Origin of the sequence: Rathayibacter sp. VKM Ac-2856 (genome assembly GCF_013205055.1) — a bacterium.
Classification (GTDB): domain Bacteria; phylum Actinomycetota; class Actinomycetes; order Actinomycetales; family Microbacteriaceae; genus Rathayibacter.
The window spans coordinates 716,245-741,176 of record NZ_JABMLF010000002.1; the positions used below are offsets into that span (position 1 = coordinate 716,245).

A 24,932-nucleotide genomic window follows, 5' to 3' on the forward strand; every position below is an offset into this window, starting at 1 on the left:
TGGGTCATCTCTTCTCGGAGGGGGCGGGTGCCCCGGCGGGTGCGGGCTGCCCGTCGCGTGCGGGCTGCGCGGGCCGAGCCGCCAGGGCGCGGGTCAGGTCGGCGGCGTGGGCGCGGAGCCGGTCGGCGTGGTCGGCACCGGTCGGCTCGGGACGCCGGCGCTCGAGGGCGATCGACGCGGGCCCCGCCGACAGCACGAGGACGCGCTGCCCGAGCCGGACGGCCTCGTCGACGTCGTGGGTGACGAAGACGACGGTCGGCCGGGAGCGGCCCCACTGCTCCAGGAGCACGTCCTGGGCCGCTCGCCGACTGTGCACGTCGAGGGCGCTGAACGGCTCGTCCATCAGGACGACGCGCGGGTCGGACACGAGCGTCCGGGCGATCTGCGCGCGCTGGCGCATGCCGCCGGACAGCTGCTTCGGCAGGAGCTGCGCGGAATCGGCCATGCCGACGCTCGCGAGGAGCGCTCCCGCCCGGGCCCGCCGCTCGGCGCGCCCGACCCCCTGCAGCTGCAGCGGCAGCTCGACGTTGCGGCGGACGCTCCGCCACGGGAGGAGGGCGTCGTCCTGGAAGGCCATCGCCCGGCTCGCGTCGGGACCCGTGACGGGCGCGCCGCCCACCAGGACGGCTCCGCTCGAGGCCGGCTGCAGCCCGGCGAGGACGCGCAGGAGGGTCGACTTGCCGCAGCCGGAGGGGCCGAGGACCGTGACGATCTCGCCGGCGGCGACCGTGAAGGACAGGTCCCGGATCACGGTGCGGCCGGACCGCGCGACGCTCAGGCCCTCGACGCGGATCTCGGCGCCACCGGGTGCGGTGCTGCCGGGCGCGGTGCCGCCGGTCGGGGCGGAGCCGGTCGAGGTGCCGCCGGTCCGCGCGCCGCCGCTCATGCGCCGTCTCCCGGCAGCCAGGCCGTCGCCCGGCGTCCCAGCCGCTCGACGGCGGCGGAGGTGAGCCAGCCGAGGAGTCCGATCACGGCCATGCCGGCGACCACCGCCGGGTAGTCGACGACCGTCGAGGACTGCCAGGTCCGGTAGCCGATGCCGAGGCGGCCGGAGATCATCTCCGCCGAGATCACGCAGACCCAGGACACGCCGATCCCCACCGACAGGCCTGCGACGATCCCGGGGAGGGCGCCCGGGAGGACGACGCGCGCGAGCACCTGCGGCCGGCTGCCGCCCATCGTGCGCACCGCGTCCTCCCACGACGGCGGAAGGGCGCGGACCGCGTGCCGGGTGCTCACCGCGACCGGGAAGAACGCCGCTGCGGCGGTGATCGCGACGATGCCCTGCTCGCTGGTCGGGAAGAGCAGGATCGCGATCGGCACCAGCGCGATCGCCGGGATCGGTCGGACGATCGCGACCAGGGTGCCGATGCTGTCCTCCGCGAGCCGGCTGCGGGCGAGCGCGATGCCCACGATCGTGCCGAGGACTCCGGCGAGGGCGAAGCCGGCGCCGATCCGCCCGAGACTCGCCAGGACGTCCTGGTGGAGGACGCCGCTGCCGAGCTGGGTCTGCAGCGCGGTGAGCACGGCGGTCGGCGGCGGCAGCTTGTCGAAGGACAGCCAGAGCCGCACGCCCCCGGTCGTCAGGAGCTGCCAGAGCAGGAGCGCGAGCGCCACGGTGCCGAGCCGGGTCACGATCCGCCGGGTCGAGGTCCGCCGGGTCACGATCCGCCTGGTCGAGGTCCGCCGTGGCGAGGTCCGGGAGATCGGGATCAGCGGGGGCGACGAGGCCGCCACCGGGAGTCCGGCCACGGGCCCGGTCTCAGAGCGCGCGAGCACGGTCCAGCGCCTCCTCGTAGGTGAGCAGCTCGCTGCCCGGGTCCGACTCGAGGAACTCCTGCGCCGCGGAGCGCGTGGCGAACGGCACCAGGCGGCGGCCGGGCTCCCCCTCTGCGACCTGCACCCACTCCGACCGGTCGGCGAACCAGCGCGTGCCGGTGCTGTGGTCGGGCACGTAGGCGGCCCGGGGCGGCTGGGGCGAGGCCGCGATCGCGGAGAGGAGGCACTCGGGCGTCGCGTGGAAGACGGTCCGCTCCTCCCCGGCGGGCCAGAGCTCGGACGCTGCCGACGACGTCCACTCCGCGACCGCGCAGGCCTCGTCGCGGACCGCCTGGACCGCCGGATTCTCCAGCGAGTCCACCGCCGCGTCGTAGCCGAGGCCCCAGGCGGCGCGCAGCGGGGCGTCGTCGACGAAGGAGTCGACGTCGAAGTCGACCGGGACACCCGTCGCCTCGAGGTACTCCGCGTCCTCGACGAGCGCGTCGAGGAGCGGTCGCTTCAGTGTCGGGTCGAAGGTCGCGATCCCGTTCGCCCCGTTGTAGAGGTGCACGACCTCGACCGGCAGACCGGTCGCCTCGGCGACGATCGTCGACGCGCGGAGCGGGTCGCGGTGCAGGAACTGCGTCGCCTCGATCAGCGAGGAGAGGAAGGCGTCCACCACCTCCGGCCGCTCGTCCGCGAAGGCGCCGCGCACGACGACGCCGTGGAAGGTCGGCGCGCGGGTCGCCGCCCCGTCGACGAGGAGGCGCGCGGTGCCGTCGTGGACCATCAGCCCCGGCCAGGAGGTGAACTGCGAGACCGCGTCCACGGATCCCGCCGCCAGGGCGGACGCGCCCACGCTCGGCGCCTGGTTCACCCGGGTCACGTCGGCGTCGGTCAGGCCCGCCTCGCGGAGGACGCGGGAGAGGAGGCCGTCGCCGGCCGAGCCCGAGCTCGTCGAGATCGATGCGCCGCGGAGATCCTCGATGTCGTCGGCGTCGGAGGAGGCGGGCACGACGATGCCGTTGAGGCCGCCCTCGATGTCGTACGCCGTCACCGCGATCAGCTCGGTCCGCGCGCGCTCGAACGGCCGGGTCGTGGACGCGTTGATGACGAGCGGGAAATCGCCCATCGAGCCGAGGTCCATCTTCTCCGCGAGCATCTGCGCGGTGATCGGGGCGCCGGTGTCGTAGTCCTCCCACACGACGCGGTACCGCGTGCCGGTGTCGCGGCCGAGCTCCGCGAGCTCCTGCTCGAAGAAGCCCTGCTCCTTCAGCAGCGTCCCGGCGGTCGCGGTGTTGATGGTGCGGCTCTGGTAGCCGATCACGACGTCGACGGTCGCCGCGCCGTCCGCGGCGCAGCCGGACGCGAGGAGCGCGGGGGCGGCGAGGACACCCGCGGCGGCGAGGCGGCGGCGGCGCGGGGACGGGGCGGTGCGGGCGGTCATCGGACGCCTCCGGCGGAGTCGGTGTGGCGCGGGCGGAGTGCGACGGAGAGCGTGAGGACGCTGCCGGTGTCGAGGTCCAGCCGGTGGACTCCGCTCGGGAGCGACTTCGCGCCCGGCACGTAGATCTCGCCGAGGACCGAGCGGGTGCTGAGGACGCTCCGCTTCTCCGCCGAGCGCAGCACCAGCTCAGGGGTGAGGGTCGCGTTGACGATCTGGCAGCAGTCCGGCGGCACGGTGACGACGCGGCCCGGCTCGGTGCAGATCAGGACGACGCCCACGTCCGTGCGGAGCAGGAGGACGCCGTCGGCGTCGCTGTCGCGATGGGCGCCGGCCCCGTGGTGCAGGAGCGCGCGGTACCAGCGGTGCACCCGGGTCAGGCAGACCCGCTGGGCCGGCTCGAGCGCGGTCAGATCGCGGCCCCAGGCGGGCACTCCCCCGGCGATCATCCGCAGCGCGATGACGCAGACCTCGGCGGGCGTCGCCGCTCGCGGGAAGGTCTGGTAGTCGTTCAGCCCGGGCATTCCGCGGGCCTGGATGTAGTCCATCCGCGCCAGGTTCGTGCGGGACGCGTACGGGGAGTCGCCGCCGCGCACGACGGAGCCGAGCGCCGCGACCTCCGCCGTCGCGTAGTCCTGCTTCATCTCGACGATGATCGGCCGGCCCTGCGACGCCGTCACGACCGCGCACTCGGCGAGCACGCGGTGCAGGCCGACGATCGTGGAGTCGAGGTCGTGCGAGTGCTCGGGCGACTCGCACTCCTCGACCGGGAGCCAGTTGAAGAGGTCGTACTTGACACCGTCGAAGGGGTGGCGCGCGAAGAGCCCGCGCACCACGTCGACCATGACCTGCCGGGCGCGCTCACTGCGGAAGCACAGCGAGTGGAACATCGTCGGGTTCAGGATCGGAGCGCCGAGCGCGTCCTGGACGAGGAGGTCGCGGACCCGCTCGAACGCGGCCGAGGCCGGGCCGACCGCGTGCGGGGCGCACCAGATGATCGCCCTGCTGCCGAGCGCGTGGATCGACTCGATCAGCCACGCCAGGTCCGGGTACTTGAGCGGGTCGGGGGTCCAGTCGCCGATGTCCATCGGCAGGTCGTAGCTCGAGTCGAGTCCGCGCCCGAACCAGCCGTCGTCGATGACGATGTTCGAGATCCCGAGCGCGGCGGCGCTGCGGGCGTTCCGCAGGACGAGCTCCTGCGTCATGTGCTCGGAGCTCCAGTCGACCCAGGTGCACCAGTACGGCTCGAGGGCGGCCGGCGCGGTCCGGTAGCGGACGTCGAGGGCCTGCCGCTCGCACGCGGAGAAGCGGCGGAGCACCGAGCGCCAGCCGGGGTGCTGCGCGGCGGGGAGGACGGCGATCCAGAAGCGGTGCTCGGCCGGGGCCGCGGCGGACGCGGGGCCTGCGGTGCCGGCGATTGCGGTGCCGCGCGCCGGCAGCGTGTCGGCGAGGTGGAGCAGCGTGAACTCGACCCGCAGCCGGCGGAAGTGCACGTTCAGCGCGCGGTTCGACGCGGGCTCGTGCACCGTGATGTCCATCTCGGACGGCGGGGCGATCACGCCGACCCCGTGGGCACCGCCGCCGAGCGGCTCGAAGACGAACACGGGCGTCTTCAGCGAGTTCGCGCGGACGCGCAGGTCGCCGCTGAACCGCCAGGCGGAGATGGGGTGGCTGCTGTTCATGTGCCAGCGGCCCGTGTCGGGGAAGACGACGTGGTCGAGGTTGTCGAGGCTCGTCGTGTAGACGACGCTCACCTCGCCCACCGCGGGCACGGCGGGGAGGCGGACCTCGAGCAGGTCGGCTCCGGCGCTCTCGAAGCGCCAGCCCGTGGGCACGGGGGTGCCGTCGGCGACGACGATCCGGCCGTCGCCGTCCGCTTCCAGGCGGACGCGCAGCTCGACGGTCGACCCGTCCGTGTGGCGCGCGCGGACCTCGACGCTGCCGAGTGCGGCGCGCGTGGCCGTGGTGTCGCTGAGTCTCACTGTTCCTGCTTCCCTGGTCGACGGTGCCCGGCAGCGGGTCCGGAGCCGTGTCGCTCCGTGACTGTTCACGGAGGACAGGACGCACCCCGCGCCGCGACACGATGATCCGCGCCGTTGCAGGCATGGTGACGCTATCATTCCGCCGCGCACGATGACTACCTGGAGGCGGCGTCAGGGGACGGGAGGCGGTGTGGAAGGGGTGTGGAGGAGCGTCGCCGCGGGTGCGCGCCAGGGGCGGAGCCGGCTCAGCGGGCCGTCGCGACGATGTCGCGCAGGGCCTCGCCGAGGTCGGGGTGGGCGAAGGTGAAGCCCGCGTCCTCGAGGCGTCCGGGGACGACCCAGCGGCTCTTCAGCAGCAGCTCGGACTCGGTGCGCAGGGCGAGGGCGGCGGGCTCGAGGACGAAGCGCAGGGCGGGTAGGCCGATGCGGCGGCCCACCGCGGCGCGGAGCAGGCGCGAGAGCTCGGTGTTGTCGCTGGGATGGGGTGCGGCGAGGTTCACGGGACCGTCGAGTCCCGACTCCTCGAGGAACAGGATCGAGCGGAAGACGTCCTCGACGTGGATCCAGCTGAAGTGCTGCCGGCCGTGCGTGGGCCGGTACTCGTGGTGCACGCCCGCCGCGCGTCGGGCGCGGGTGGCGGGCCAGCGGCCGTCGAACTGCGGGCCGCCGAGGCCGAGGCGCGCGAGTCGCAGCAGGATGCCGGTCGCCGGTCCGTCGCCGAGCACGATCGTCATCCGCAGCGCGAGGCGGCGGACGCCGGGCGTCTCTCCCGCGAAGAACGCCTCCTCCCACGCGCGGGCGACGTCGACCGAGAAGCCCTCGCCGAGCACGCCGTCCGCCTCGGTGTTGGCGCGCTCCTCCTCGTGGCGGTAGATCGTGGCGGTGCTGGCGTTCATCCAGACCGGCGGAGGAGTCGTCGCCGCCGCGACCGCGCGGTGCAGCTCCCGCGTGGTCTCGACTCGGGAGCGCAGGATCTCGGCGCGGTTCGCCGGGGTGTAGCGGCAGTCGACGCTCTTGCCGGCGAGGTTGACCAGCAGCCGGGCACCGTCGACGGCGCGGGTGATCGCGGCGGTGTCGCCCCAGCGGGCGTCGGGGCCGGAGCGGCCGATGCGGCGGACGGTCCAGCCGTCGGCCTCGAAGCGACGGGCGAGATCGGTGCCGAGGAAGCCGCTCGCTCCGGCGAGGACGACGACGGGGCGCGCGGGATCGGGCATGGGTTCATCGTGCCGCATCGCGGGCGCGCGGCGCTGTGTCAGAGCCGCCGGGCCGCGGCCAGGGCGCCGGCGAGGCGCTCCGGGAAGCCGGGCGGGACGTCGGCGGGCAGCGCGTCGACCGGCCACCAGGCGAGATCCTCGCTCTCGTCGCTGACGGCGAGCGGGGCGGCGGGATCGGCGATCGCGCCGTAGCCGATGTCCCAGTGGGCGCTGCAGCGAAAGCCGCCGCCCAGACCGTGCCGGTCGAGATCCAGCGGGACGGCGCCGAGGAGGGTGAGCGCGGCCAGGCCGCTCTCCTCCCGGGCCTCGCGCTCGGCGGCGGCGGGGACGGAGGCGTCGGCCGCCTCGACGTGCCCGCCGAGCTGGACCCAGAAGCGGCCCTTGCGGTGGTAGCAGAGCAGGACGCGGTCGAGTCCGGGCGAGAGCACGAAGCAGCTCGCGGTGATGTGCTCGGGTCCGCCGCCGCGCTCGAGGGCGGCCGGACCGTGCTCGGCGAGGAACGCGAGGTACTCGTCCCGCAGCCCGGCGAGCGCCGTCGGCGCCGCCCACTCCGCCAGCTCGACGCTCAGCTGTCCGACGCGCGCATCCTCCACCCGCCCGAGCGTAGGCGAGACGCCCCCGCCCCCTGCCCTCCCCCTCCGCGAGATGCCACTTGTGCACGCGACACGCCGTGGGAAGCGGTCACAAGTGGCATCTCGCGGAAGGGCGGGGCGGAGGGGCTGGCAGGTCAGACGGCGAGGCCGGAGAGGCCCTCGCGGTCGACGCGGCGGTGGAAGCGCATGCCGGCGAGGCCGCCGAGCACGGCTCCGACCAGGGAGACGACCAGGGCGGCGAGCACGGTCACGACGGCGGTGACGGTGGCGTCGCCCGCGTCGAGCGGGATCTGCGGGAAGCCGCCGACGGCCGAGAGGACCTGGCTGCCGCCGGTGACCGCCGAGACGATGCCGACGACGATCGCCACGATCACCGCCCACGCCCACACGCCGACGCCCTGCTTGGCGCCGCTGAAGCGGGCCATGCGCCCGGCGACGTAGCCGCCCGAGTAGTACGCGACGAGGAGGATGACGAGCAGCGCGATCGCGCCGACCCAGCCGAAGGCGGCGGGGTCGGCGGCCAGGTCGGCCGTGACGTCCTGCGTGCCGACGACGGCGGCGCCGATCGCGGTGACGAGGGCGGTGAGGATGACCGCGAGACCGGTCGCGGCGAGCCAGCCGAAGAACGCGCAGCCGATCTTGAGACCGCCGAAGCGGTCCTTCTCGCGCTGGTGGATGTCCTTGCGGGCGGCGGTGCGGGCCTTGGCGGCCTCCGCGGAGTCGGGGTCGACGGGGGCGCGATGCGCGGCGGACTGGTCGTCGGTCGCGGCAGTAGCGGTGCCAGTGGTGCCCGCGGCGGTGGCCGTCGTGTCGAAGCGCGTGGTCGCGTCGTGGTCGGCGCGGGTCGTGTCGCTGCGGGTCGTGTCGGCGCGGGTCGTGTCGCTGCGGTCGCGGTCGCTGCGGTCGGGACCGGTGCTGTCGGAGCCGGGGCCCCGATCGGTGGGCGTGCTCATGTCGGCCTCCTCGTGTCGCTCCACTGCGGAGCGTCGGCTCAGTCAACTCCCCGGAGGCTCCCGGTGTCGCGGGCTTGACGAGGCGAAGGAGGCGCGGGGCGGGGCGTCCCGCTCGTTGGTGGGCGGGTCTCGATACGCCCCTGCGGGGCTACTCGACCAGCATGCAGAGGGTGCGGGGCTGCCCGACCAGCACGAAGGGAGCGGACATCCATGCTGATCGAGTAGCCCGCGCAGCGGGCGTATCGAGATCCACCGTCGTGCCGAGTGCGGCCTGCAGGGGCGGCGCAGGCGTCAACCCCTTGGTGCGGTTCGGCGCGAGCGGCTTGCATGGAGATCCGACCACGACGAGAGGGAGCACCATGACTCCGGAATCCCCCGAGCAGACCCCGCCCGGAACCGAGGCCGAGCTCACGCCCAAGGCCGACCACGGCGAGACCAGCTACCGCGGCTCCGACCGCCTGCGCGGCAAGGTCGCCCTGGTCACCGGTGCCGACAGCGGCATCGGCAAGGCCGTCGCGATCGCCTTCGCCCGCGAGGGCGCGGACGTCGCCATCTCCTACCTCGACGAGCACGAGGACGCCGAGGACACCGCGAAGTGGGTGCGCGAGGCCGGCCGCGAGGCGCTCCTGCTCCCCGGCGACCTGCGCGACCCGGCGCACTGCCGCTCCGTCGTCGCCGACACCGTCGAGAAGCTCGGCCACCTCGAGGTGCTCGTCAGCAACGCCGCGTTCCAGATGAGCCGCGAGGAGGTCACCGCCATCCCCGATGAGGAGTGGGACCGCACGATCGCGACGAACATCAGCGCCTACTTCCACCTGGTCAAGGCCGCGCTGCCGCACCTGACGAGCGGCGCCTCGATCATCGCGACGAGCTCGGTGCAGTCCGACCAGCCCTCGTACCAGCTGCTGCCCTACGCGGCGACGAAGGCCGCGATGCTCAGCATGACCGCCTCGCTCGCGCAGGCCCTCGGCGAGAAGGGGATCCGCGCCAACTCGGTCGCCCCGGGCCCGATCTGGACCCCGCTGATCCCATCGACGATGCCCGAGGAGGCCGTCGCCTCGTTCGGCGAGCAGGTGCCGCTCGGCCGTCCGGGCCAGCCCGCCGAGGTCGCGCACGCCTACGTGCTGCTCGCCTCGGACGACGCGAGCTACATGAGCGGCTCGACGATCGCCGTCACCGGCGGGAAGCCGATCCTCTGAGCACCCGCGAGCGCGGCCTCCGGGAGCGAACCTCCCGGAGCGCCGCGCACCCGCAGGTAGGTGCGATAGGTTCCCGCGGGTGACCGTCCACATCCGCAGCATCGAGACGGCCGTGCCGGCCACCGTCCTGCACCAGCCGGAGATCCGCGACCTCTTCGCCGCGCAGCCGGCGGTCTCGCGCCTCGGCTCGCGACTGATCGGCGCCGCCTTCAACGCCTCCGGCATCGACACCCGGCACACCGTCGTCGACGAGCTGGACCGCGAGGAGCGGGAGGGCGAGAGCACCTTCTACGACGCCCGCTCCGGCCGCCTGCTCGACCCGGGCACCTCCGCGCGCAACGCGGTCTACACGGCCCGCGCGCCCGAGCTCTTCGCGGAGTCGGCGGAGCGCGCGCTCGCGGCCGCGGGCTTCGCGGCGGGCGAGGTCACCCACGTGGTCACCGTCTCCTGCACCGGCTTCTACGCACCGGGCCCGGACTATCAGCTGGTCCGCCGGCTCGGGCTGCCGGTCTCGACGCAGCGCTTCCACCTCGGCTTCATGGGCTGCTACGGGGCCTTCCCCGGCCTCCGCGCGGCGCGCGCGTTCTGCGAGGCCGACCCGTCGGCCGTCGTGCTGGTCGTCGCCGCCGAGCTCTGCAGCATCCACCTGACCAGCTCGAACGACGCGGAGCAGATCGTCGCCACCTCGGTCTTCGCCGACGGCGCCGCCGCCGCGGTCGTCACCGCGCGCGAGCCCGAGCCGGGCACCGCGGTCCTCGACATCGACGCGCTCGACACCACCCTCACCCCCGAGGGCGAGGACGAGATGGCCTGGACGATCGGCGACCACGGCTTCACGATGCGACTGAGCACCTACGTGCCGTCGATCATCGGCGCGAACATCACCGCCGCGCTCGAGCCGATGCTCGGACGGGCCGGCGTCGGCGCCGCGGACGTGCAGCGCTGGGCGGTGCACCCCGGCGGGCGCAGCATCCTGGACCGGGTGCAGTCGGCGATCGCGCTCTCGGACGAGCAGATGCAGCCCTCGCGGGAGGTGCTGCGGACCGTGGGCAACATGTCTAGCGCGACGGTGCTGTTCATCCTGCGTCGCCTCCTGCACGGCGAGGCGGCCGACGGCGAGCGGATCGGCGCGATGGCGTTCGGGCCCGGGCTGACCGTCGAGATGGCGCTGCTCACCAAGCGCGGCGGAGCGTGACCGCCCACGCGCCGCTCGTCCCCGACCTCCGCCACCGGGAGACGACCGCGCAGGAGCTGATGGACGATCCGTCCTGCGACCCGGCGCTGCTCGACGCGACCTACGCGCGCTTCGGCGCGGTGAACCGGCTCGTCTCGGGCTGGCACCGGCTCTACCGGACGCGGCTGCGCCCGCTCTTCACGAGCGCCGAGCCGGTGCGGCTGCTCGACATCGGCTCGGGTGGCGGCGACATCGCCCGCTCGCTCGCCGACTGGGCGCACGCCGACGGGCTGCGGCTCGCGATCACGGCGATCGACCCGGACGAGCGGGCGTTCGCCTTCGCGACGTCGACGCCGGCGCCGGCCGGGCTGGAGTTCCGGCGCGCGAGCAGCGCCGAGCTGGTCGCGGAGGGCGCGGAGTACGACATCGTCACGTCGAACCACCTGCTGCACCACCTGTCGGCGGAGGCGCTGACCGCGCTCCTCGAGGACAGCGAGCGGCTCGCGCCGCGGGCCCTGCACAATGACATCGAGCGCTCGCGGCTGGCGTACACCGCGTACGCGGCGGCGACGCGGCCGATCGCGGCGGGGTCGTTCCTGCACTACGACGGGTCGCTGTCGGTGCGGCGGAGCTACACGGCGCCGGAGCTGCGCGCGGTGGCGCCCGAGGGCTGGCGCGTGGAGCGGGCGGCGCCGTACCGGCTGCTGCTGGCGCGCGGGTAGGGGCTGCTTCGGCGGCTCGTTGCGGTGCGGCGGCCGGGTGCGGGCAGCGGCCGGATGCGCGCGGAGGCGGCGCGGGACAGCGGCCAGGCGCGGGCGGCGGTGGCGCTTGCGGCGATCGGATGCGGGCGGCGGCCGGATGCGCGCGGGTGCGACCGGCGGGGGGTGCGGCTAGCGGTGGGGGCGCTCGACGTCGTCGCCCGGGGAGCGCTGGTCGGCGCCGTGCGAGCGGCTGTACTGCCAGCCGGCGAGGGCGAGGATCAGCACGCCGCAGGCGATCGTGATGAGGTCCGGCACGGAGGCGCCGTCGCCCAGCGAGCTGAGGCCCGCGCCGAGGAGGAGGACGCCTCCGATGAGGTAGAAGATGACTCGCGTTTTCATGGCCTCATCGCTTTCGTCCGCCGGAACAGGCCCTGCGATGCTACCCCGTCCCGCCGAGCGGCCGCCGATCGACGCCGCGGCCCCGCGAGCGACCTCCGGCACGTGAAAACACCTCCGGCACGCGGAATCCGGCCGAAACCACGAGCCGGAGCCGAATCCACGAGCCGAAGCTCCTGCATGCCACCTCCGGCACATCGGAAACACCTCCGGCACGCGAAAACCGACCGAAACCACGAGCCGGAGCAGGAATCACGAGCCCAACCTCGCTGCCCGCCGCCCCCCGGCACGTGAAACTCCCTCCGGCACGCACGAACCGGCCGAATCCACGAGCCGGAGCCGAATCCACGAGCCCGACTTCGCTGCCGCTACCTCCGGCACGCGAGAACACCTCCGGCACGCGGAAATCGACCGAATCGACGAGCCGGAGGCGAAATCACGAGCCGAACCTTCTGCCCACCACCTCCGGCACGTGGAAGCACGTCCGGCACGCGGAAAACGACCGAATCGACGAGCCGGAGGCGAAATCACGAGCCGAACCTCCTGCCCACTACCTCCGGCACGCGGAACGACCTCCGGCACGCGGAAACCGGCCGAATTCACGAGCCGGAGCCGAATTCACGAGGCCAACCTCGATGCCACCACCTCCGGCACGCGGAACCACCTCCGGCACGCGAGAACCGGCCGAATTCACGAGCCGGAGGCGGAATCGCGAGCCGAGCGCGCGCACCGACCGGCGGCCACGGCCACGGCCACGGCCACGGCCACGGCCACGGCGCCAGCACCTCCCCCTCGACTAGGGGTCGCCACCCGGGCTGTCAATGGGGCTTCGGCGTGTCTCCCCGCCGATTCCGCGCGGAGGGGCCCGACCGGTTAGCGTCCCCGAGGAGCCGTCCGCCGTGGGCGGCTCGCCCTGACGAAAGGCGCCCGTGGCCACGCTGACCTATGGACCGCAGAATCTCGAGATCGAGTTCGAGGAGCGCGTCCTCGCCCACCTCAAGGTCGCCGTGCTGTCGAAGCTGCGGCGCAACGAGGCCTTCTCGCTCTCCTGGACCGAGGACGCCTCCACCGGCCACGGCCGCAGCTCCGTCTGGCTGCACCCCTCGGTGCCGCTGCACTTCCGCTTCGCCGACGCCCACCAGCCCAAGCTCAACCGCCAGTGGATCGAGCAGATGCTGAGCGTCGCGAGCATGCACGGCGAGCTGTCGGTCCTCCCGGAGCCCGAGGAGTCGCGCCAGGGGTCCTGATCCCGGGTGCCCTGTCCCTCCGGGGCGGATCCGTCAACCCCACCCCCCTTGTCAGGGTCGCGCCGTAGCGTCGAAGGACAGTGACCGGGCGGTTCTCCGTCGGTCGGGACCACGGACGGAGACGACGATGACCGACACCGCGCGAGCAGCCGCAGCACCCACCCTCAGCACCGCGGGAGGCGTGCTCCGCAAGGACGAGCCGATCGCCGTCCGCCACGCGCCGGACTCCGCCTCCACCGACTCGCAGCCGGTGCTCGGCTGCCGGATCGACGTCAGCGGCCGTGTCTTCACCGTCGAGCTCGAGATGGCCGGCATCTTCCTGCGCCAGGTGCGCCGGACCCTCCGCGACGGCGACAGCGGACTCGTGCTGCTGCGCCACATCGACGGGATCGAGATGATCCCCTTCACCCGCGCGACGCCGTTCGAAGTGTCGGACATCGTCTGCCCCGAGGGCGTCGAGGCGGTGCAGGCGCGGATCGCCGAGGGACTGCGCGCGCGCTGAGCCGCGGGGCCGCGTGCTCGCCCGGGCGACGCGCGGACGGCCCCTCCGTCAGCGCGCCGCCCTCTTGCGTCAGGCCCTCGTGCCTCAGGCCGGGAGCGACTCCTCGATCAGGCCGACGATCCGCGGGTCGTCGGGCTCGACGGTCGGGCGGAAGCGGTGCACGGTGCCGTCGGCGGTGATCAGGAACTTCTCGAAGTTCCACTTGACCTTGCCGGCCTTGCCCGCCTCGTCCTCGGTCTTGGTCAGCTCCGCGTAGAGCGGGTGGGCCGAGCGGCCGTTGACCTTGACCTTCTCGAACATCGGGAACGTGACGCCCCAGGTGGTCGAGCAGTACTCCTTGATGCGGTCGGAGTCGCTGAGCTCCTGCAGGAACTGGTTGCTCGGGAAGCCGAGCACCGTGAAGCCGCGGTCGCCGTACTGCTTCTGCAGGGCCTCGAGCTTCTCGTACTGCGGGGCGAGGCCGCAGCGGGAGGCGACGTTGACGATGAGCTTCACCGGCGCGTAGTCGGCGAGGGTCGACGTGGCGCCGTCGATCGTGGTGAGGGGGATGTCGGTGATCGTCTCGGGCACGGGGGCTCCTTGTCGAGGAAGTGGGGTGATCGCCAGGCTATCCAGCGCAGCCGTGCGCGGGCCGAAAGACGCTCCTCCACAGCTCCGCTTTCGCGGGGGCTCTCCCCCGACGGCGCAACTCCCTCCCCCTCGGCGGGCGGGCGCCGCCACCATGGAGTCATGACCCCCTCCTCGCAGCAGCTCGTGACGGTGGGTGGGCGGCGCCTGCGGCTGACCAACCTCGACAAGGTGGTCTACCCGGAGGCGGGGTTCACCAAGGCCGACGTCCTCTCCTACTACGCGTCGGTCGCGTCCGCGATGCTGCCGCACCTCGCCCGCCGGCCGGTGACCCGCAAGCGCTGGGTCGACGGGGTCGGCACCGCCGAGGAGCCCGGGGAGGTCTTCTTCGAGAAGAACCTGCCCTCCTCCGCGCCCTACTGGCTCAGCCGGACGAAGCTCGCGCACTCGTCCCGCGACGTCGAGTACCCGCTCGTCGACGACGTCGCCGGTCTGACCTGGCTGGCCCAGCAGGCGGCGCTCGAGCTGCACGTGCCGCAGTGGCGGGTCGGCTCCGACGGCGAGCGCCGCCCGCCCGACCGGCTCGTCCTCGACCTCGACCCGGGTGAGGGAGCGGGGCTGGCGGAGTGCGCGGAGGTGGCGTTCCTCGCGCGCGACCTGCTCGAGGGGATGGGGCTCGAGCCGTTCCCGGTGACCAGCGGCAGCAAGGGCATCCACCTGTACTGCCCGCTGGACGCCTCCGCCTCGAGCGACCAGATCTCCTCCGTCGCGCACGAGCTCGCGAAGGCGCTGGAGTCGGATCACCGGGACCTGGTGGTCTCCGACATGAAGAAGACGCTGCGCGAGGGCAAGGTGCTCGTCGACTGGAGTCAGAACAACGCGGCGAAGACGACGATCGCGCCGTACTCGCTGCGGGGGCGGCTCCTGCCGCGGGTCGCCGCGCCGCGCACCTGGGAGGAGATCGGGGCGTCGGACCTGCGGCACCTCGCTCCGGACGAGGTCGTCGAGCGGCTGCGGAGCGACGGCGACCTGCTGCGTCCCGTGCTCGCGGCGCGCGGTGCGGGGCTCGAGCCGTCGCCGGAGCGGATGGCGGGCTTCGCGGCGACGGACGCCTCAGCGGACCGGCTTGCTGCCTACCGGAGCATGCGCGACGCCTCGAAGACGCCGGAGCCCGTGCCCTCGCCGGGGGCGGGGATCTCGACGTCGGGCGACACGTTCGTGGTGCAGGAGCACCACGCGCGGCGGCTGCACTACGACTTCCGGCTCGAGCACGACGGCGTCCTGGTCAGCTGGGCCGTGCCGAAGGGGCCGCCGCTGGACGGCGACCCGAACCGGCTGGCGGTGCAGACGGAGGACCACCCGCTCGAGTACGCGACCTTCGAGGGCACGATCCCCGCCGGCGAGTACGGCGGCGGCGAGGTGCGGATCTGGGACGAGGGCACCTACGAGCTGGAGAAGTGGCGCGAGGGCGAGGAGGTGATCGCGGTGCTCACCGGCCGGCCGGACGGCGGGCTCGGCGGCGAGCCGCGGCGGTACGCGCTGCTGCACACGGGTGCGAAGGGCGGCAAGGGGGACGAGAAGAACTGGCTGCTGCATTTGATGGCGCCGGGGGCGGGGCACGGCGGGGCGGGGCACGGGGCGAAGCAGGGGCGCGGGGTCGCGGCGCGGAAGGCCGGGGGCTCGAGTGGCGGGCAGGGCACGGGGTCGTCGGGAGCGTCGTCGGGAGCGAGGTCCGGCGCGTCGGCGTCGGGAGCGAGGTCCGGCGGGTCCGCGTCGGGGGCATCGTCCGCCGCCGTGCCGACCGCGGAGGCCGCCGCTTTCCGGCCGATGCTCGCGACGGCCGGGCGCGCGGCGGACATCCCCGCCGACTCCGCGATCGAGATGAAGTGGGACGGCTACCGCGCCCTGGTGCGGGTGGCGGACGGGGCGGTGACCCTGACCAGCCGGAACGGCAACGATCTGACGGCCGCGTTCCCCGATCTGCTCGAGCCGATCGCCGAGGGCGTCGCGGTGGACTGCGTGCTGGACGGCGAGATCGTCGCGCTGGACGACCGCGGGCGGCCCGACTTCGGTCGGCTGCAGACCCGCGGCGGACTGACCAAGCCGCGCGAGATCGAGGCGGCGGCCCGAGCGAATCCCGTGCACCTGATGCTCTTCGACCTGCTGGCGATCGACGGGACCGATGCCGTCGGCCGCCCCTACGACGAGCGCCGGGCGGCCCTGGAACAGCTGGCGACCGAGAACGAGCGGGTGCACGTGCCGTCGGTCTTCGACGGCGACCTGGAGGAGGCGATGTCGACGAGTCTCGCGCTCGGCCTCGAGGGCGTGGTCGCCAAGCGCCGGGACGCCGCGTACCGGCCGGGCATCCGCTCCGGAGACTGGGTGAAGCTGACCCACCACCGCGTGCAGGAGGTGGTGATCGTCGGCTGGCGCGAGGGCGAGGGCGGACTGCAGGGCTCGGTCGGGTCGCTGCTGACGGCGGTGCCCGGCGACGACGGGCTCGTCTACTCCGGCCGGGTGGGCAGCGGCTTCAGCGACCGCGAGCGCCGCGGCCTCGTCGACCGCCTCGCCGAGCACGCGACCGACGAGCCGGCCGTCGCGATCCCGCCCGCCGAGTCCCGCGGCGTGCACTGGGTCGAGCCCGTCCTCGTCGGCGAGGTCCGCTACCGCGAGCGCACCTCGGGCGGCACCCTCCGCCAGCCCGTCTGGCGCGGCTGGCGCGCCGACAAGTCCGCGTCGGACGTGCGCCTGGAGTGACGGCGCCCGGTGCCGAGTCGCCCGAGAAGGCTCGGATTCCGGCCTCGCGGGCGCCTTCCCGGGCGACTCAGCGCTCCGGGACGGGCGGGTCAGTCGAGGCGGACGCCGCGGAGGAGGACGAGGGTCGAGCCGACTGCGACTCCGGTGCCGATGAGGACGCCGCCCGCGCCGGCGGCGGCGGCGATCGTGCCGAGGAGGGTGGGCAGGGCGATCAGGCCCATGCGGTTGCCGGCGAGGCGGAGGGAGAGGGCGCGGCCGTGGCGGTCGGCGGGGGTGCGCTCGATCAGCCAGGACATGGTGATGGGCTGGCCGATGCCGAGGCCGAGGCCCAGGAGGGCGACGGCGACGAAGAGCAGCGCGGTCGGGGCGGGGAGGGCGACGAGGACGAGGCAGACGGCGGAGACGACGATCCCGGCGACCATCACGCGGGTGCGACCGAAGCGGGAGGTGGTCCTGCCGAGCAGGAGGCGCGAGGCCATCGAGGCGAGGGCGCGGACGGTCAGGAGGGCGCCGACGACGCCCGCGGGGAGGCCGCGCTCGGCGCCGAGGGCGGGGAGGTAGACGACGGTCAGGTCGACGGCGGCGACGACGGTCGCGCTGGTGAGCAGGGCGCGGGCGAGGCCGGGGATCCGCAGCAGGCCGAGCGTCGAGCCCTCGGACGGGGCCTCCGGGGCGGTGTGGGGCGCGGGGCGGGCGATCGCGGCGGTGACGGCGAGGAGGAGGACGGCGAGCGCGCCGCCGACCAGGAAGAGCGGCGCCGGGTCGGGGCGGACGGCGCTGCCGGCGAAGACGGGGATGAAGGCGGGGCCGATCGCCTGGCCGAGCGAGGCGGCGAAGGTGTAGTAGCCGAAGCGGCTGTCGAGGCGGGTGCCGGCCGCGCCTCCCGCGACCACCGCCTGCTGGCCGACGACGCAGCCGAGGTGGCCGGCGCCGAGCAGGGCGGTGCCGGCGAGGAGTCCGACGAGGCCGCCGCCGGCGAGCAGCAGCAGCCCGGCGGCGGCGATCGTCAGCAGCGAGCCGCAGGCCATCACGAAGCGGGCGCCCACCCGGTCGACGAGACCGCCGACGGGCAGCGCGATCAGCAGCGGCACCACCGCGAAGGAGGCGCCGAGCGCCCCGAGCGCCCACGCGGGCACATCGAGCTGGATCGCCTGGTAGACCGCGGCCGGCCGCAGCAGGAACGCGACGGCCTGGATCAGCACCGCGTGCGCCAGCAGCGCGGCGGTCGAGAGCGCCTGACGGTCCGGCACGGCGCTCCCTCCCCTCGGCGGGCGATCGCCCGCCGTCCATCCTCGCGCACGCCCGCGCACCGCCCGCCCGGGCCGGTGCACGCCGAGTCGCCCGAGAAGGCTCGTTCCCGGGCGGTGGAACGAGCCTTCTCGGGCGACTCAGCGGCGGTCCGGGCTATGGCGAGAATCGATCCGGCGCGAATGGCTCCTTCCTGAGCGCAACGGGAGCCGTCGATGACGGATGGCCCGAGCAGCGGGGCCGGTATTGGAGGAGTACGCCGGACCCCTAGGCTTCGTGCGTGTTCCGTCGTGCAGCCCCACTCGTCCTCGCCGCCCTCCTCTTGAGCGCCTGCAGTTCCGCGGCGCCGGACAGCGCCGCTCCCGCGGACCCGGGACAGCCAGCAGCGACCTCGTCCTCTGAGCCGGCTCCTGCTGTCGTCGAACCGGTGGATCTGACCGGCGACTGGAAGCAGGCGAATGCGAAGTCGCCCGACAACTACCAGGCGGCCACGATCACCGCGTCCACGATCACCATCAACTGGGTGGCAGACGGCGGGGAGACGACGGCCCTCTACTGGGCAGGCTCCTACGTCCCGCCGGTCGACGCCGCGACGCCGTACTCATGGGACTCCGCGAACGACACGACGCAGACGACCTCGGCGATCGCCGCGTCCAGCGACCCGGCGAAGACCTTCACCTTCGACGGCGAGACGATCAGCTACAAGGTGTCGGCCCTCGGCGTGACCACGACAGTCGAGCTCAAGCGGACATAGCGAAGAGTGCGGCCGACCGTTTCATCAGGGCCTCTGATTCAGAGGCACGAGCGAGGATGGACGAGCAATTCCGCTCTACTTTCGCCACGAGTAGGAGCTGGCGGATGAGCTACGCAGGTCAAGAGGAGTTCACTGCTCCCACCGGTATCACTCGCAGGAGGTCCTTCTGAGCCGACCAGCTCGATCACGTCCCCGCGATCAGGCCCTCAAAGGGGGGTCTCCGGATACTCGATCCGTCGACATACTGAACCGCTTGCTTCAGCTGGCCGGACCCCACCGAGGACGCCTGGCGGAGCACACCTTCGAGGACTCGCACCACGAAGAGATCACGGCCTGACGGGAACATCCCCGAGCACCGACTTCTCCTCCACGGCGTCCGTTCCGTAGTACCGACGCTGAGGAGTCGCGCGTGCGCACCCACCGCTTGGCCCGTGTCCGCTCGATCCTGATCGCTGCCTTCGTCGCAGTCGCGCTCACGACCGGGCTCGCCGCCCCGCCTGCTCAGGCAGCGATCCCCCGGCCCTCGAACGACGACTTCGCCTCGGCCGCCGTCGTCTCGAGCCTGCCGTTCGTCGGGACCGGGTCGCTGACGAGTGCGACCCAAGAGCCCTTCGAGCAGTCGGAGTGCACGATGGATGACCACGAGGACTTCGGGACGCACAACGTCTACTTCCCCTATACGGTCTGGTACCGCTACACGGCCCCGACCGATCAGGGGCTCACCTACACGATGAACCGGAGCGACTTCAGCTGGGGGGCCGCCGCCTACCGCGGAACATCGCTAGAAAACCTCGAGCAGGTGAGCTGCGTGAGCCTCGAAGAGGGTCCAGAGGAGAACTTCGTGCAGGCGCGGGCCGGCGAGACGTACTTCTTCGAGGTCGGACTCGCGGATTGGGGAAGCACCCTCGATCCTGACCGCGACATCCCCTTCGTCTTCGACCTGAGCGCCTCGTCGTTCACCCCGAACACGGAGCCGGTTGGAGCGCTTCCCATCGGTACTCTGCCCACGACGATCTCTGCTTCCAACGTCACGACGAACCCGCGGATCCAGTACGGGTACGCCGGCTGTGACACCGACTACGAGCGACCGATCACGAACAACCTCTGGTATCGATTCGTCGCCTCATCGACGGGCACCGTGCAGATCGACGTGCGCAGGAGCGATTACGGCGCTGACTTCGCGGTCTATGACGCCATCGCCGACCGTCCAGGGAATCTCATCGTCTGCCCGAAAACCAACGTCGGAGAGGGATATCCGAACAAGATCTACCTCAAGGACAATGCGGTCGCGTCGTTCCGCGTTGTCGCGGGATCGACCTACTTCATTCAGGCCGGCGCGTTCTATCGGACCGACACCGGCAACCTCCTCATGGACGTCACCAAGGTCACTGACCTCACCGTCGGCACGCCGACGATCACCGGCAGCGTCGTCGTCGGTCGGACGCTCACCGCCAGTGCCGGCACGTGGGGCCCTTCCCCAGTGGGCTTCCGCTACCAGTGGTTCCGCAGCGGCATCGCCGTCACGGGCGCGACCGGCTCGACTTACCAGCTGACCGCAGCGGACCAGGGCTCTCGTCTCTCGGTGGCCGTCACCGGCGCGAAGACCGGATATGCCGAGACGACGAAGAGGAGCGCATCGACGACGGTGGTGGCCGCAGGCACCCAGACCGTCTCGGCCGGCATTCCCACGATCAGCGGCACCGCCTCCGTAGGGCGGACCATCACAGCGAACGCGGGCACATGGGGGCCGGCCCCGGTCTCCCTGTCGTACCAGTGGAATCGGAACGGGACAGCGATCGCAGGCGCGACGTCGAGCAGCTACGTCCTCGCGTCGTCGGACGGCGGAGCAGCGATCACAGTCTCCGTAACCGGCACGAAGTCCGGGTACGCGTCGGCCACCCAGACGAGCGCCTCAGTCACGGTCGTGCTCGCTCTGATGACCCTCATGCCGACTCCGACGATCAGCGGAACCACCACAGTCGGATCGATCCTGACGGCGAACGCCGGGATCTGGGACGCCGGCACCACCCTCAGCTACCAGTGGAAGCGGAACGGCGGGAACTACATCGTCGGCGCGACGTCGAAGACCTACACCGCGTCCCCTGCTGACCTGAAGGGGACGATCACGGTCTCGGTGACGGCGACGAAGCCCGGGTACTCGCCCGCGACGAAGACGAGCGCGACGACGTCGACCATCGCCGCCGGAACTCTGACGACCGCGACTCCCGCCCTGAGCGGAACCCCCGCCGTGGGTCAGACGCTGACGGCCGTGCCCGGCACATGGGGTCCGTCGCCTGTCGTCTTCAGCTACCAGTGGAAGCGGAACGGAACCGTCGTCTCAAGCGCGACAGCGTCGACGTACACTCCGACCGCCTCGGATGTCGGCGCCTCGATCGTCGCCGTCGTGACGGGGACTAAAGCTGGATACACGACCGTGACGAAGACGACCGCTGCTAAGACGGTCGCGCAAGGCACGCTGAGTGGACCGGCTCCGACGATCAGCGGAACCAAGAAGATCGGCTCGACCTTGACGGCCGTACCGGGAAGCTGGGCACCGGCACCGGTGACCCTGAGCTACCAGTGGTACCGGAACGGCTCGGCGATCAGCGGCGCCAAGAGCGCGACGTACAAGCCGGTGGCCGCGGACAAAGGCAAGACTCTGACCGTCACGGTCACCGGAACGAAGACCGGCTACTTGACGCTGAGGCGAAGCAGCGCAGCGACGACTGCGATCGGCTGAGCCCGGGCCCGGCGACGGGTCTTACCTCTACAGACCACGCGCCTGAGTCGCCCGAGAAGGTTCGTTCCCGGGCGGTGGAACGAGCCTTCTCGGGCGACTCAGCGGGCGGGATGCGGGATGCGGGCTGGGCGGCGAGGCTCCAGTGGCCCACTCGACGCTTGGCGAGCCCGAGCGGCGAGTCGCCCGAGAAGGTTCGTTCTCGGGCGGTAGAACGAGCCTTCTCGGGCGACTCGGCGGGTGCGGGGGCTTCTGCGGGCGGATCAGGGCGGCGATCCGTCGCGAATGGCTCCTTCGGAGGCGGGGAGGGAGCCGTTCGTGACGGATCGATCGGGGGCGGGGCGGGTCAGCGGTCCCGCGGGTCCGGGTCCGGGGGCGGGAGCGCGGAGGCGTGCTCGGGGAGGACGCCGAGGCGGTGGCGGCCGTGGAGGCGGAACCACAGCAGGCCGGTGGTGACGACCGCGGCGACGACGATCAGGGCGATCCAGCGGAGGGGGCCGTCGCCGTAGACCTCGGTGCGGGGCCAGGCGAGGTTCACGGTCATCGCGGCGCCCCAGAGCACGGCGACGACGTTGACGGGCAGGCCGAGGCGGCCGAGGGAGAAGTAGCCGGCGGGCGCGTCGGCGGTGGGCCAGCGGCCGCGGAGGCGGCGGACCAGCAGGGGCACGGTGACCAGCAGGTAGGCGAGGTAGATCAGGATGACGGCGACGCTCGTGACGGCGGTGAAGATCTCGGGGGTGCCGATGTTGACGACGAGGATCAGCACGGCGAGCACGCCGATCAGCACGGCCGGCGCGACCGGGGTGCGGCGGCGCGGGTCGACGCGGGCGAGCAGGGCGCTGCCGGGCAGGGCGTTGTCGCGCGCCATCGCGAAGACCAGGCGGATGCCCGCGGTGTGCACGGCGAGTGCGCAGACGGTGATCGCGACGACGATGCAGCCGAGGAAGACCGAGCCGAGCGGTCCGCCGAGCACCTGGAGGACCACGAGCTGCAGGCCGCCGGACGGGGAGCCGAGCGCGGGGTCGGCGAGGTCGGGTGCGGCGAGGAGGCCGAAGAGGATGATCAGGCCGCCGAGCACGAACGAGGCGGTGATCGCGCGGAGGATGGCGGTCGGGGCGGTGCGGCGCGGATCGACGGTCTCCTCGCCGAGCGAGCCGGCGGTGTCGAAGCCGTACATCACGTAGGCGGAGGCGATCGCGGCGATGAGGAACGCGCCGAGGTAGCCGCCCGGCGCGCCGTCGCCGCGTCCCGTCGTCTCCAGGACGACGCTCGGCGGGTTGACCGCGTTGGCGGCGAGGACGACGACGAGCAGGACCGCGGCGACCAGCTCGATCAGGACTCCGGCGCTGTTGATCCGCGCCATCAGCCGCACGCCGACCGCGTTGACGGCGGTCGTGAACGCCACCAGGATCGCGCCCCAGAGGACGGCGCTGACGCCGGCGCTCGTGCCGGAGCCGTCGCCGAGGAGCTGGAAGCCGCTCCAGAGCTGCGGCAGCGTGGTCTGGTAGGCCAGCACGACGGCGGCGAGCGAGACGACGGAGGCGAGGGCCATGATCCAGCCGGCGAGCCAGCTGACCGTCGGGCCGGCCAGGCGCTTGCTCCAGTTGTAGACGGAGCCGGCGACCGGGTAGCGCGCGGCGAGCTCGGCGAAGCAGAGCGCCACGGCGAGCTGCCCGGCGAACACGAGCGGCCAGGACCACCAGTAGGCGGGGCCGCCGTTCGCGTAGCCGAAGGAGAAGAGCTGGAAGGTGCCGGTCAGGATCGAGATGTAGCTGACTCCCGCGGCGAAGCTGCCGAAGCGGCCGATCCCGCGGGTGAGGGTCTGGCGGTAGCCGGACTCGGCCATGCCGTCGTCGGGGACGGCCGGCGGAGTGTCGGCGGGCGGGTCGGCGGACCTCGCATCGGCGGACATGGGCGCCTCCTCGCACGGGGTCGGGCGCGTGCGAGGTCAGGATGGCAGGCCTCGGCGGCGCGAGGGGTGCGGAGGCACGGACGGGGTGGGTCTCGATACGCCGCTGCGCGGCCACTCGACCAGCATGGGCGCCGCCGCTGCGCGGCTGGTCGACCGGCCTGCAAGCGGGCGGGTCTCGATACGCCGCTGCGCGGCTACTCGACCCGCATGGGGGCGCCGTTGCGGCGGGGGCACTCGGACGGCGGGGGTGCGAGAGGACTCGGGGTGGGGTGCGGCGGGGATTCAGAGCCCGCCGAGCGTCCAGTCGCGGGTGGCGCCGGGGCGAGTGGACGCGGGAGGGGGGCTGCTCGGGGCGCGGGGCCCGTTGCGGGTCCGGTCGCGAGTCGTGCTGATCGAGGAGCCCGCGAAGCGGGCGCATCGAGACCCACGCGGAGGGTGTCGGCGGGGCTGGTCGACGCGCGGAGACGGCGGGCGGGTCCTCCTCCACAGCCGATCGGGCGCACGGCTCTCAGCCCAGGATGGGCGCCGCGACCGGCGGTGTCACCCCGAACGCCGAGACGTCCTCGCTGGTCGTGCCGTCGAGGGCGAGCTCGGCGAGGACGCGGCCGATGGTCGGCGTGAACTTGAAGGCGTGCCCGGCGCCGAGGCCGACCAGGATGTCGGGGTGCTCGTCCAGCGGCCCGAGGATGAACCGGCGGTCAGGCGTGAGCGCGTACTGGCAGGTGACGGTGCGCAGCACCTCGCCGGCCGCCGGGAGCACGGCGCCGACGAAGCCGGTCAGCTCGTCCAGCAGCTCGGCCGAGGGCACGAAGGTGCGCTCGCGCGGGGCCATCAGGTTGTCGGAGACGTCGCGCGCGGCCTTGATCGTCGGCTCGCCGTAGGTGGGGAAGCCGTAGAAGCAGTGCTCGTCCTCCCAGATCCAGACAGGGAAGCGCTCGCGGTCGAAGACGCTCGGGTCGGCCGGCGCGAAGTAGCTGACCTGCTCCTGCATCGTGACGAGCGGGATCTCGGCGCCCAGCGGTGCGAGCAGCTCGTTCGTCCAGGCGTCGGCGGCGAGGACCACCTTGCCCGCGCGCACGTCGCCGCTCGCGGTGCGCACGACGACGCCGCCCTCGCCCGGGATCAGCGCCTCCACCGGCGTGCGATCGCGGATCACGGCGCCGTGCTGCCGGGCCCGCAGCTGCAGCACCGCGACCGAGCGGGCGGCGTGCACGATGCCGGAGTCGGCGGTGAAGACGGTCTGCGTGCCCTCGGGCAGCGAGAACTGCGGCCAGCGCTCGGCGACCTCGGCCGGCGTGAGCAGCTCGAACGGGACTCCGCTCTCGGTGAGGCTCGAGCGGAACGCCTCGGCGGAGTAGGGGCTGCCGGCCGGGAAGAAGACCAGCCCGCCGGTGATCGTGACCAGCGTCTCGCCCGACTCGGCCTCGAGGTCGGCCCAGTCGAGGTAGGCCGACTGCGCGAGCCGCACGTACTCGGGGGCGCCGTAGGAGGTGCGCAGGATGCGCGAGGTGTCGTGCGAGGCGCCGCGCACGTGGCCGAGCTCGAACTGCTCGAACGCGACGACCCGGGCGCCGCGACGGGCGAGGTGGTAGGCGGCAGCGCTGCCGAGAGCGCCCATCCCGACGACGGCGACGTCGAACTCCTCGGGAGTGGACTCCGCGGTGGCTGAGTTCTCGGAGGCGGACTCCTCGGCAGCTGAGTTCTCGGCGGCGGAGTCCTCGGCGGCGGAGTCCTCGGGGGCGGAGTCCTCGGGAACGGACTGGTTCATGGCGGCTCCTCGGAGGGGATGCGGGT

General features: G+C 73.1%; 20 protein-coding genes. 8 read left to right on the plus strand and 12 right to left on the minus strand.

The features are described 5' to 3' along the window. Positions 1 to 4: 4 nt before the first annotated feature. The 7 genes from HQQ82_RS10195 to HQQ82_RS10225 all read right to left on the minus strand — a co-directional run bounded on the left by HQQ82_RS10195 (position 5) and on the right by HQQ82_RS10225 (position 7,944). Positions 5 to 886: an ABC transporter ATP-binding protein gene (locus tag HQQ82_RS10195; protein ID WP_173232892.1), complete on the minus strand. Its 882-nt coding sequence runs from the start codon at positions 884 to 886 to the stop codon at positions 5 to 7. Continuing rightward, the gene (locus HQQ82_RS19955) at positions 883 to 1,665 is read right to left on the minus strand and encodes an ABC transporter permease (RefSeq protein ID WP_216848439.1); all 783 of its coding nucleotides are present in this window, start codon (positions 1,663 to 1,665) and stop codon (positions 883 to 885) included. Before HQQ82_RS19955 ends, HQQ82_RS10195 begins: the two co-directional genes overlap by 4 nt. Positions 1,666 to 1,762: 97 nt before the next feature. Continuing rightward, entirely contained in the window at positions 1,763 to 3,205 is a 1,443-nt protein-coding gene (locus HQQ82_RS10205) for an ABC transporter substrate-binding protein (RefSeq protein WP_173232893.1), read from the minus strand. After that, on the minus strand, positions 3,202 to 5,184 hold the full coding sequence (locus HQQ82_RS20605; RefSeq protein WP_173232894.1) for an alpha-galactosidase: 1,983 nt from the start codon (positions 5,182 to 5,184) through the stop codon (positions 3,202 to 3,204). Before HQQ82_RS20605 ends, HQQ82_RS10205 begins: the two co-directional genes overlap by 4 nt. A 245-nt stretch (positions 5,185 to 5,429) precedes the next feature. Further along, positions 5,430 to 6,398 carry an epimerase gene (locus tag HQQ82_RS10215; protein ID WP_173232895.1) on the minus strand — a complete coding sequence of 323 codons (969 nt, stop codon included), beginning with the start codon at positions 6,396 to 6,398 and terminating at the stop codon, positions 5,430 to 5,432. 38 nt (positions 6,399 to 6,436) lie between these two features. Next, positions 6,437 to 6,991 (minus strand): NUDIX domain-containing protein, encoded by a 555-nt coding sequence (locus HQQ82_RS10220; RefSeq protein WP_173232896.1) that lies wholly within the window; start codon positions 6,989 to 6,991, stop codon positions 6,437 to 6,439. A 134-nt stretch (positions 6,992 to 7,125) separates the two neighbouring features. Continuing rightward, positions 7,126 to 7,944, minus strand: coding sequence for a hypothetical protein (locus HQQ82_RS10225; RefSeq protein ID WP_216848440.1), 819 nt, complete (start codon positions 7,942 to 7,944; stop codon positions 7,126 to 7,128). 359 nt (positions 7,945 to 8,303) lie between these two features. On the opposite strand from HQQ82_RS10225, the gene HQQ82_RS10230 reads away from it, so the two are divergent. The 3 genes from HQQ82_RS10230 (at position 8,304) to HQQ82_RS10240 (ending at position 11,039) form a co-directional block, all read left to right on the plus strand. Beyond that, on the plus strand, positions 8,304 to 9,143 hold the full coding sequence (locus HQQ82_RS10230) for an SDR family oxidoreductase (RefSeq protein ID WP_173232897.1): 840 nt from the start codon (positions 8,304 to 8,306) through the stop codon (positions 9,141 to 9,143). 79 nt (positions 9,144 to 9,222) lie between these two features. Then, positions 9,223 to 10,338 carry a type III polyketide synthase gene (locus tag HQQ82_RS10235; RefSeq protein WP_173232898.1) on the plus strand — a complete coding sequence of 372 codons (1,116 nt, stop codon included), beginning with the start codon at positions 9,223 to 9,225 and terminating at the stop codon, positions 10,336 to 10,338. Then, positions 10,335 to 11,039: a class I SAM-dependent methyltransferase gene (locus tag HQQ82_RS10240; RefSeq protein WP_367947904.1), complete on the plus strand. Its 705-nt coding sequence runs from the start codon at positions 10,335 to 10,337 to the stop codon at positions 11,037 to 11,039. The genes HQQ82_RS10235 and HQQ82_RS10240 overlap by 4 nt, the downstream gene beginning before the upstream one ends. A gap of 168 nt (positions 11,040 to 11,207) precedes the next feature. On the opposite strand, the gene HQQ82_RS10245 is transcribed toward HQQ82_RS10240, so the two are convergent. Continuing rightward, entirely contained in the window at positions 11,208 to 11,417 is a 210-nt protein-coding gene (locus tag HQQ82_RS10245) for a hypothetical protein (protein WP_173232899.1), read from the minus strand. Positions 11,418 to 12,343: 926 nt separating this feature from the next. Here HQQ82_RS10245 and HQQ82_RS10250 point away from each other — a divergent pair. Next, complete coding sequence (locus HQQ82_RS10250) at positions 12,344 to 12,661, plus strand: hypothetical protein (protein WP_173232900.1); 318 nt, start codon at positions 12,344 to 12,346, stop codon at positions 12,659 to 12,661. Between the two features lie 127 nt (positions 12,662 to 12,788). Then, positions 12,789 to 13,163, plus strand: coding sequence for a hypothetical protein (locus HQQ82_RS10255; protein ID WP_173232901.1), 375 nt, complete (start codon positions 12,789 to 12,791; stop codon positions 13,161 to 13,163). A gap of 84 nt (positions 13,164 to 13,247) precedes the next feature. Here the strand turns inward: HQQ82_RS10255 and HQQ82_RS10260 are convergent, their stop codons facing one another. Continuing rightward, positions 13,248 to 13,733 carry a glutathione peroxidase gene (locus tag HQQ82_RS10260; RefSeq protein ID WP_367947905.1) on the minus strand — a complete coding sequence of 162 codons (486 nt, stop codon included), beginning with the start codon at positions 13,731 to 13,733 and terminating at the stop codon, positions 13,248 to 13,250. Between the two features lie 159 nt (positions 13,734 to 13,892). On the opposite strand from HQQ82_RS10260, the gene HQQ82_RS10265 reads away from it, so the two are divergent. After that, positions 13,893 to 16,487, plus strand: coding sequence for an ATP-dependent DNA ligase (locus HQQ82_RS10265; protein ID WP_173232903.1), 2,595 nt, complete (start codon positions 13,893 to 13,895; stop codon positions 16,485 to 16,487). 89 nt (positions 16,488 to 16,576) lie between these two features. Here the strand turns inward: HQQ82_RS10265 and HQQ82_RS10270 are convergent, their stop codons facing one another. Beyond that, positions 16,577 to 17,737: an MFS transporter gene (locus HQQ82_RS10270; protein ID WP_173232904.1), complete on the minus strand. Its 1,161-nt coding sequence runs from the start codon at positions 17,735 to 17,737 to the stop codon at positions 16,577 to 16,579. A 425-nt stretch (positions 17,738 to 18,162) separates the two neighbouring features. On the opposite strand from HQQ82_RS10270, the gene HQQ82_RS10275 reads away from it, so the two are divergent. Continuing rightward, positions 18,163 to 18,489: a hypothetical protein gene (locus tag HQQ82_RS10275; protein WP_216848441.1), complete on the plus strand. Its 327-nt coding sequence runs from the start codon at positions 18,163 to 18,165 to the stop codon at positions 18,487 to 18,489. A 409-nt stretch (positions 18,490 to 18,898) separates the two neighbouring features. Continuing rightward, complete coding sequence (locus HQQ82_RS10280) at positions 18,899 to 21,229, plus strand: hypothetical protein (RefSeq protein WP_173232906.1); 2,331 nt, start codon at positions 18,899 to 18,901, stop codon at positions 21,227 to 21,229. A gap of 343 nt (positions 21,230 to 21,572) precedes the next feature. Here the strand turns inward: HQQ82_RS10280 and HQQ82_RS10285 are convergent, their stop codons facing one another. Both HQQ82_RS10285 and solA read right to left on the minus strand, forming a co-directional pair. Then, positions 21,573 to 23,072 carry an APC family permease gene (locus HQQ82_RS10285; RefSeq protein ID WP_216848523.1) on the minus strand — a complete coding sequence of 500 codons (1,500 nt, stop codon included), beginning with the start codon at positions 23,070 to 23,072 and terminating at the stop codon, positions 21,573 to 21,575. A 574-nt stretch (positions 23,073 to 23,646) separates the two neighbouring features. Further along, positions 23,647 to 24,906 (minus strand): N-methyl-L-tryptophan oxidase, encoded by a 1,260-nt coding sequence (gene solA, locus HQQ82_RS10290; protein ID WP_173232908.1) that lies wholly within the window; start codon positions 24,904 to 24,906, stop codon positions 23,647 to 23,649. Positions 24,907 to 24,932 lie beyond the last annotated feature (26 nt).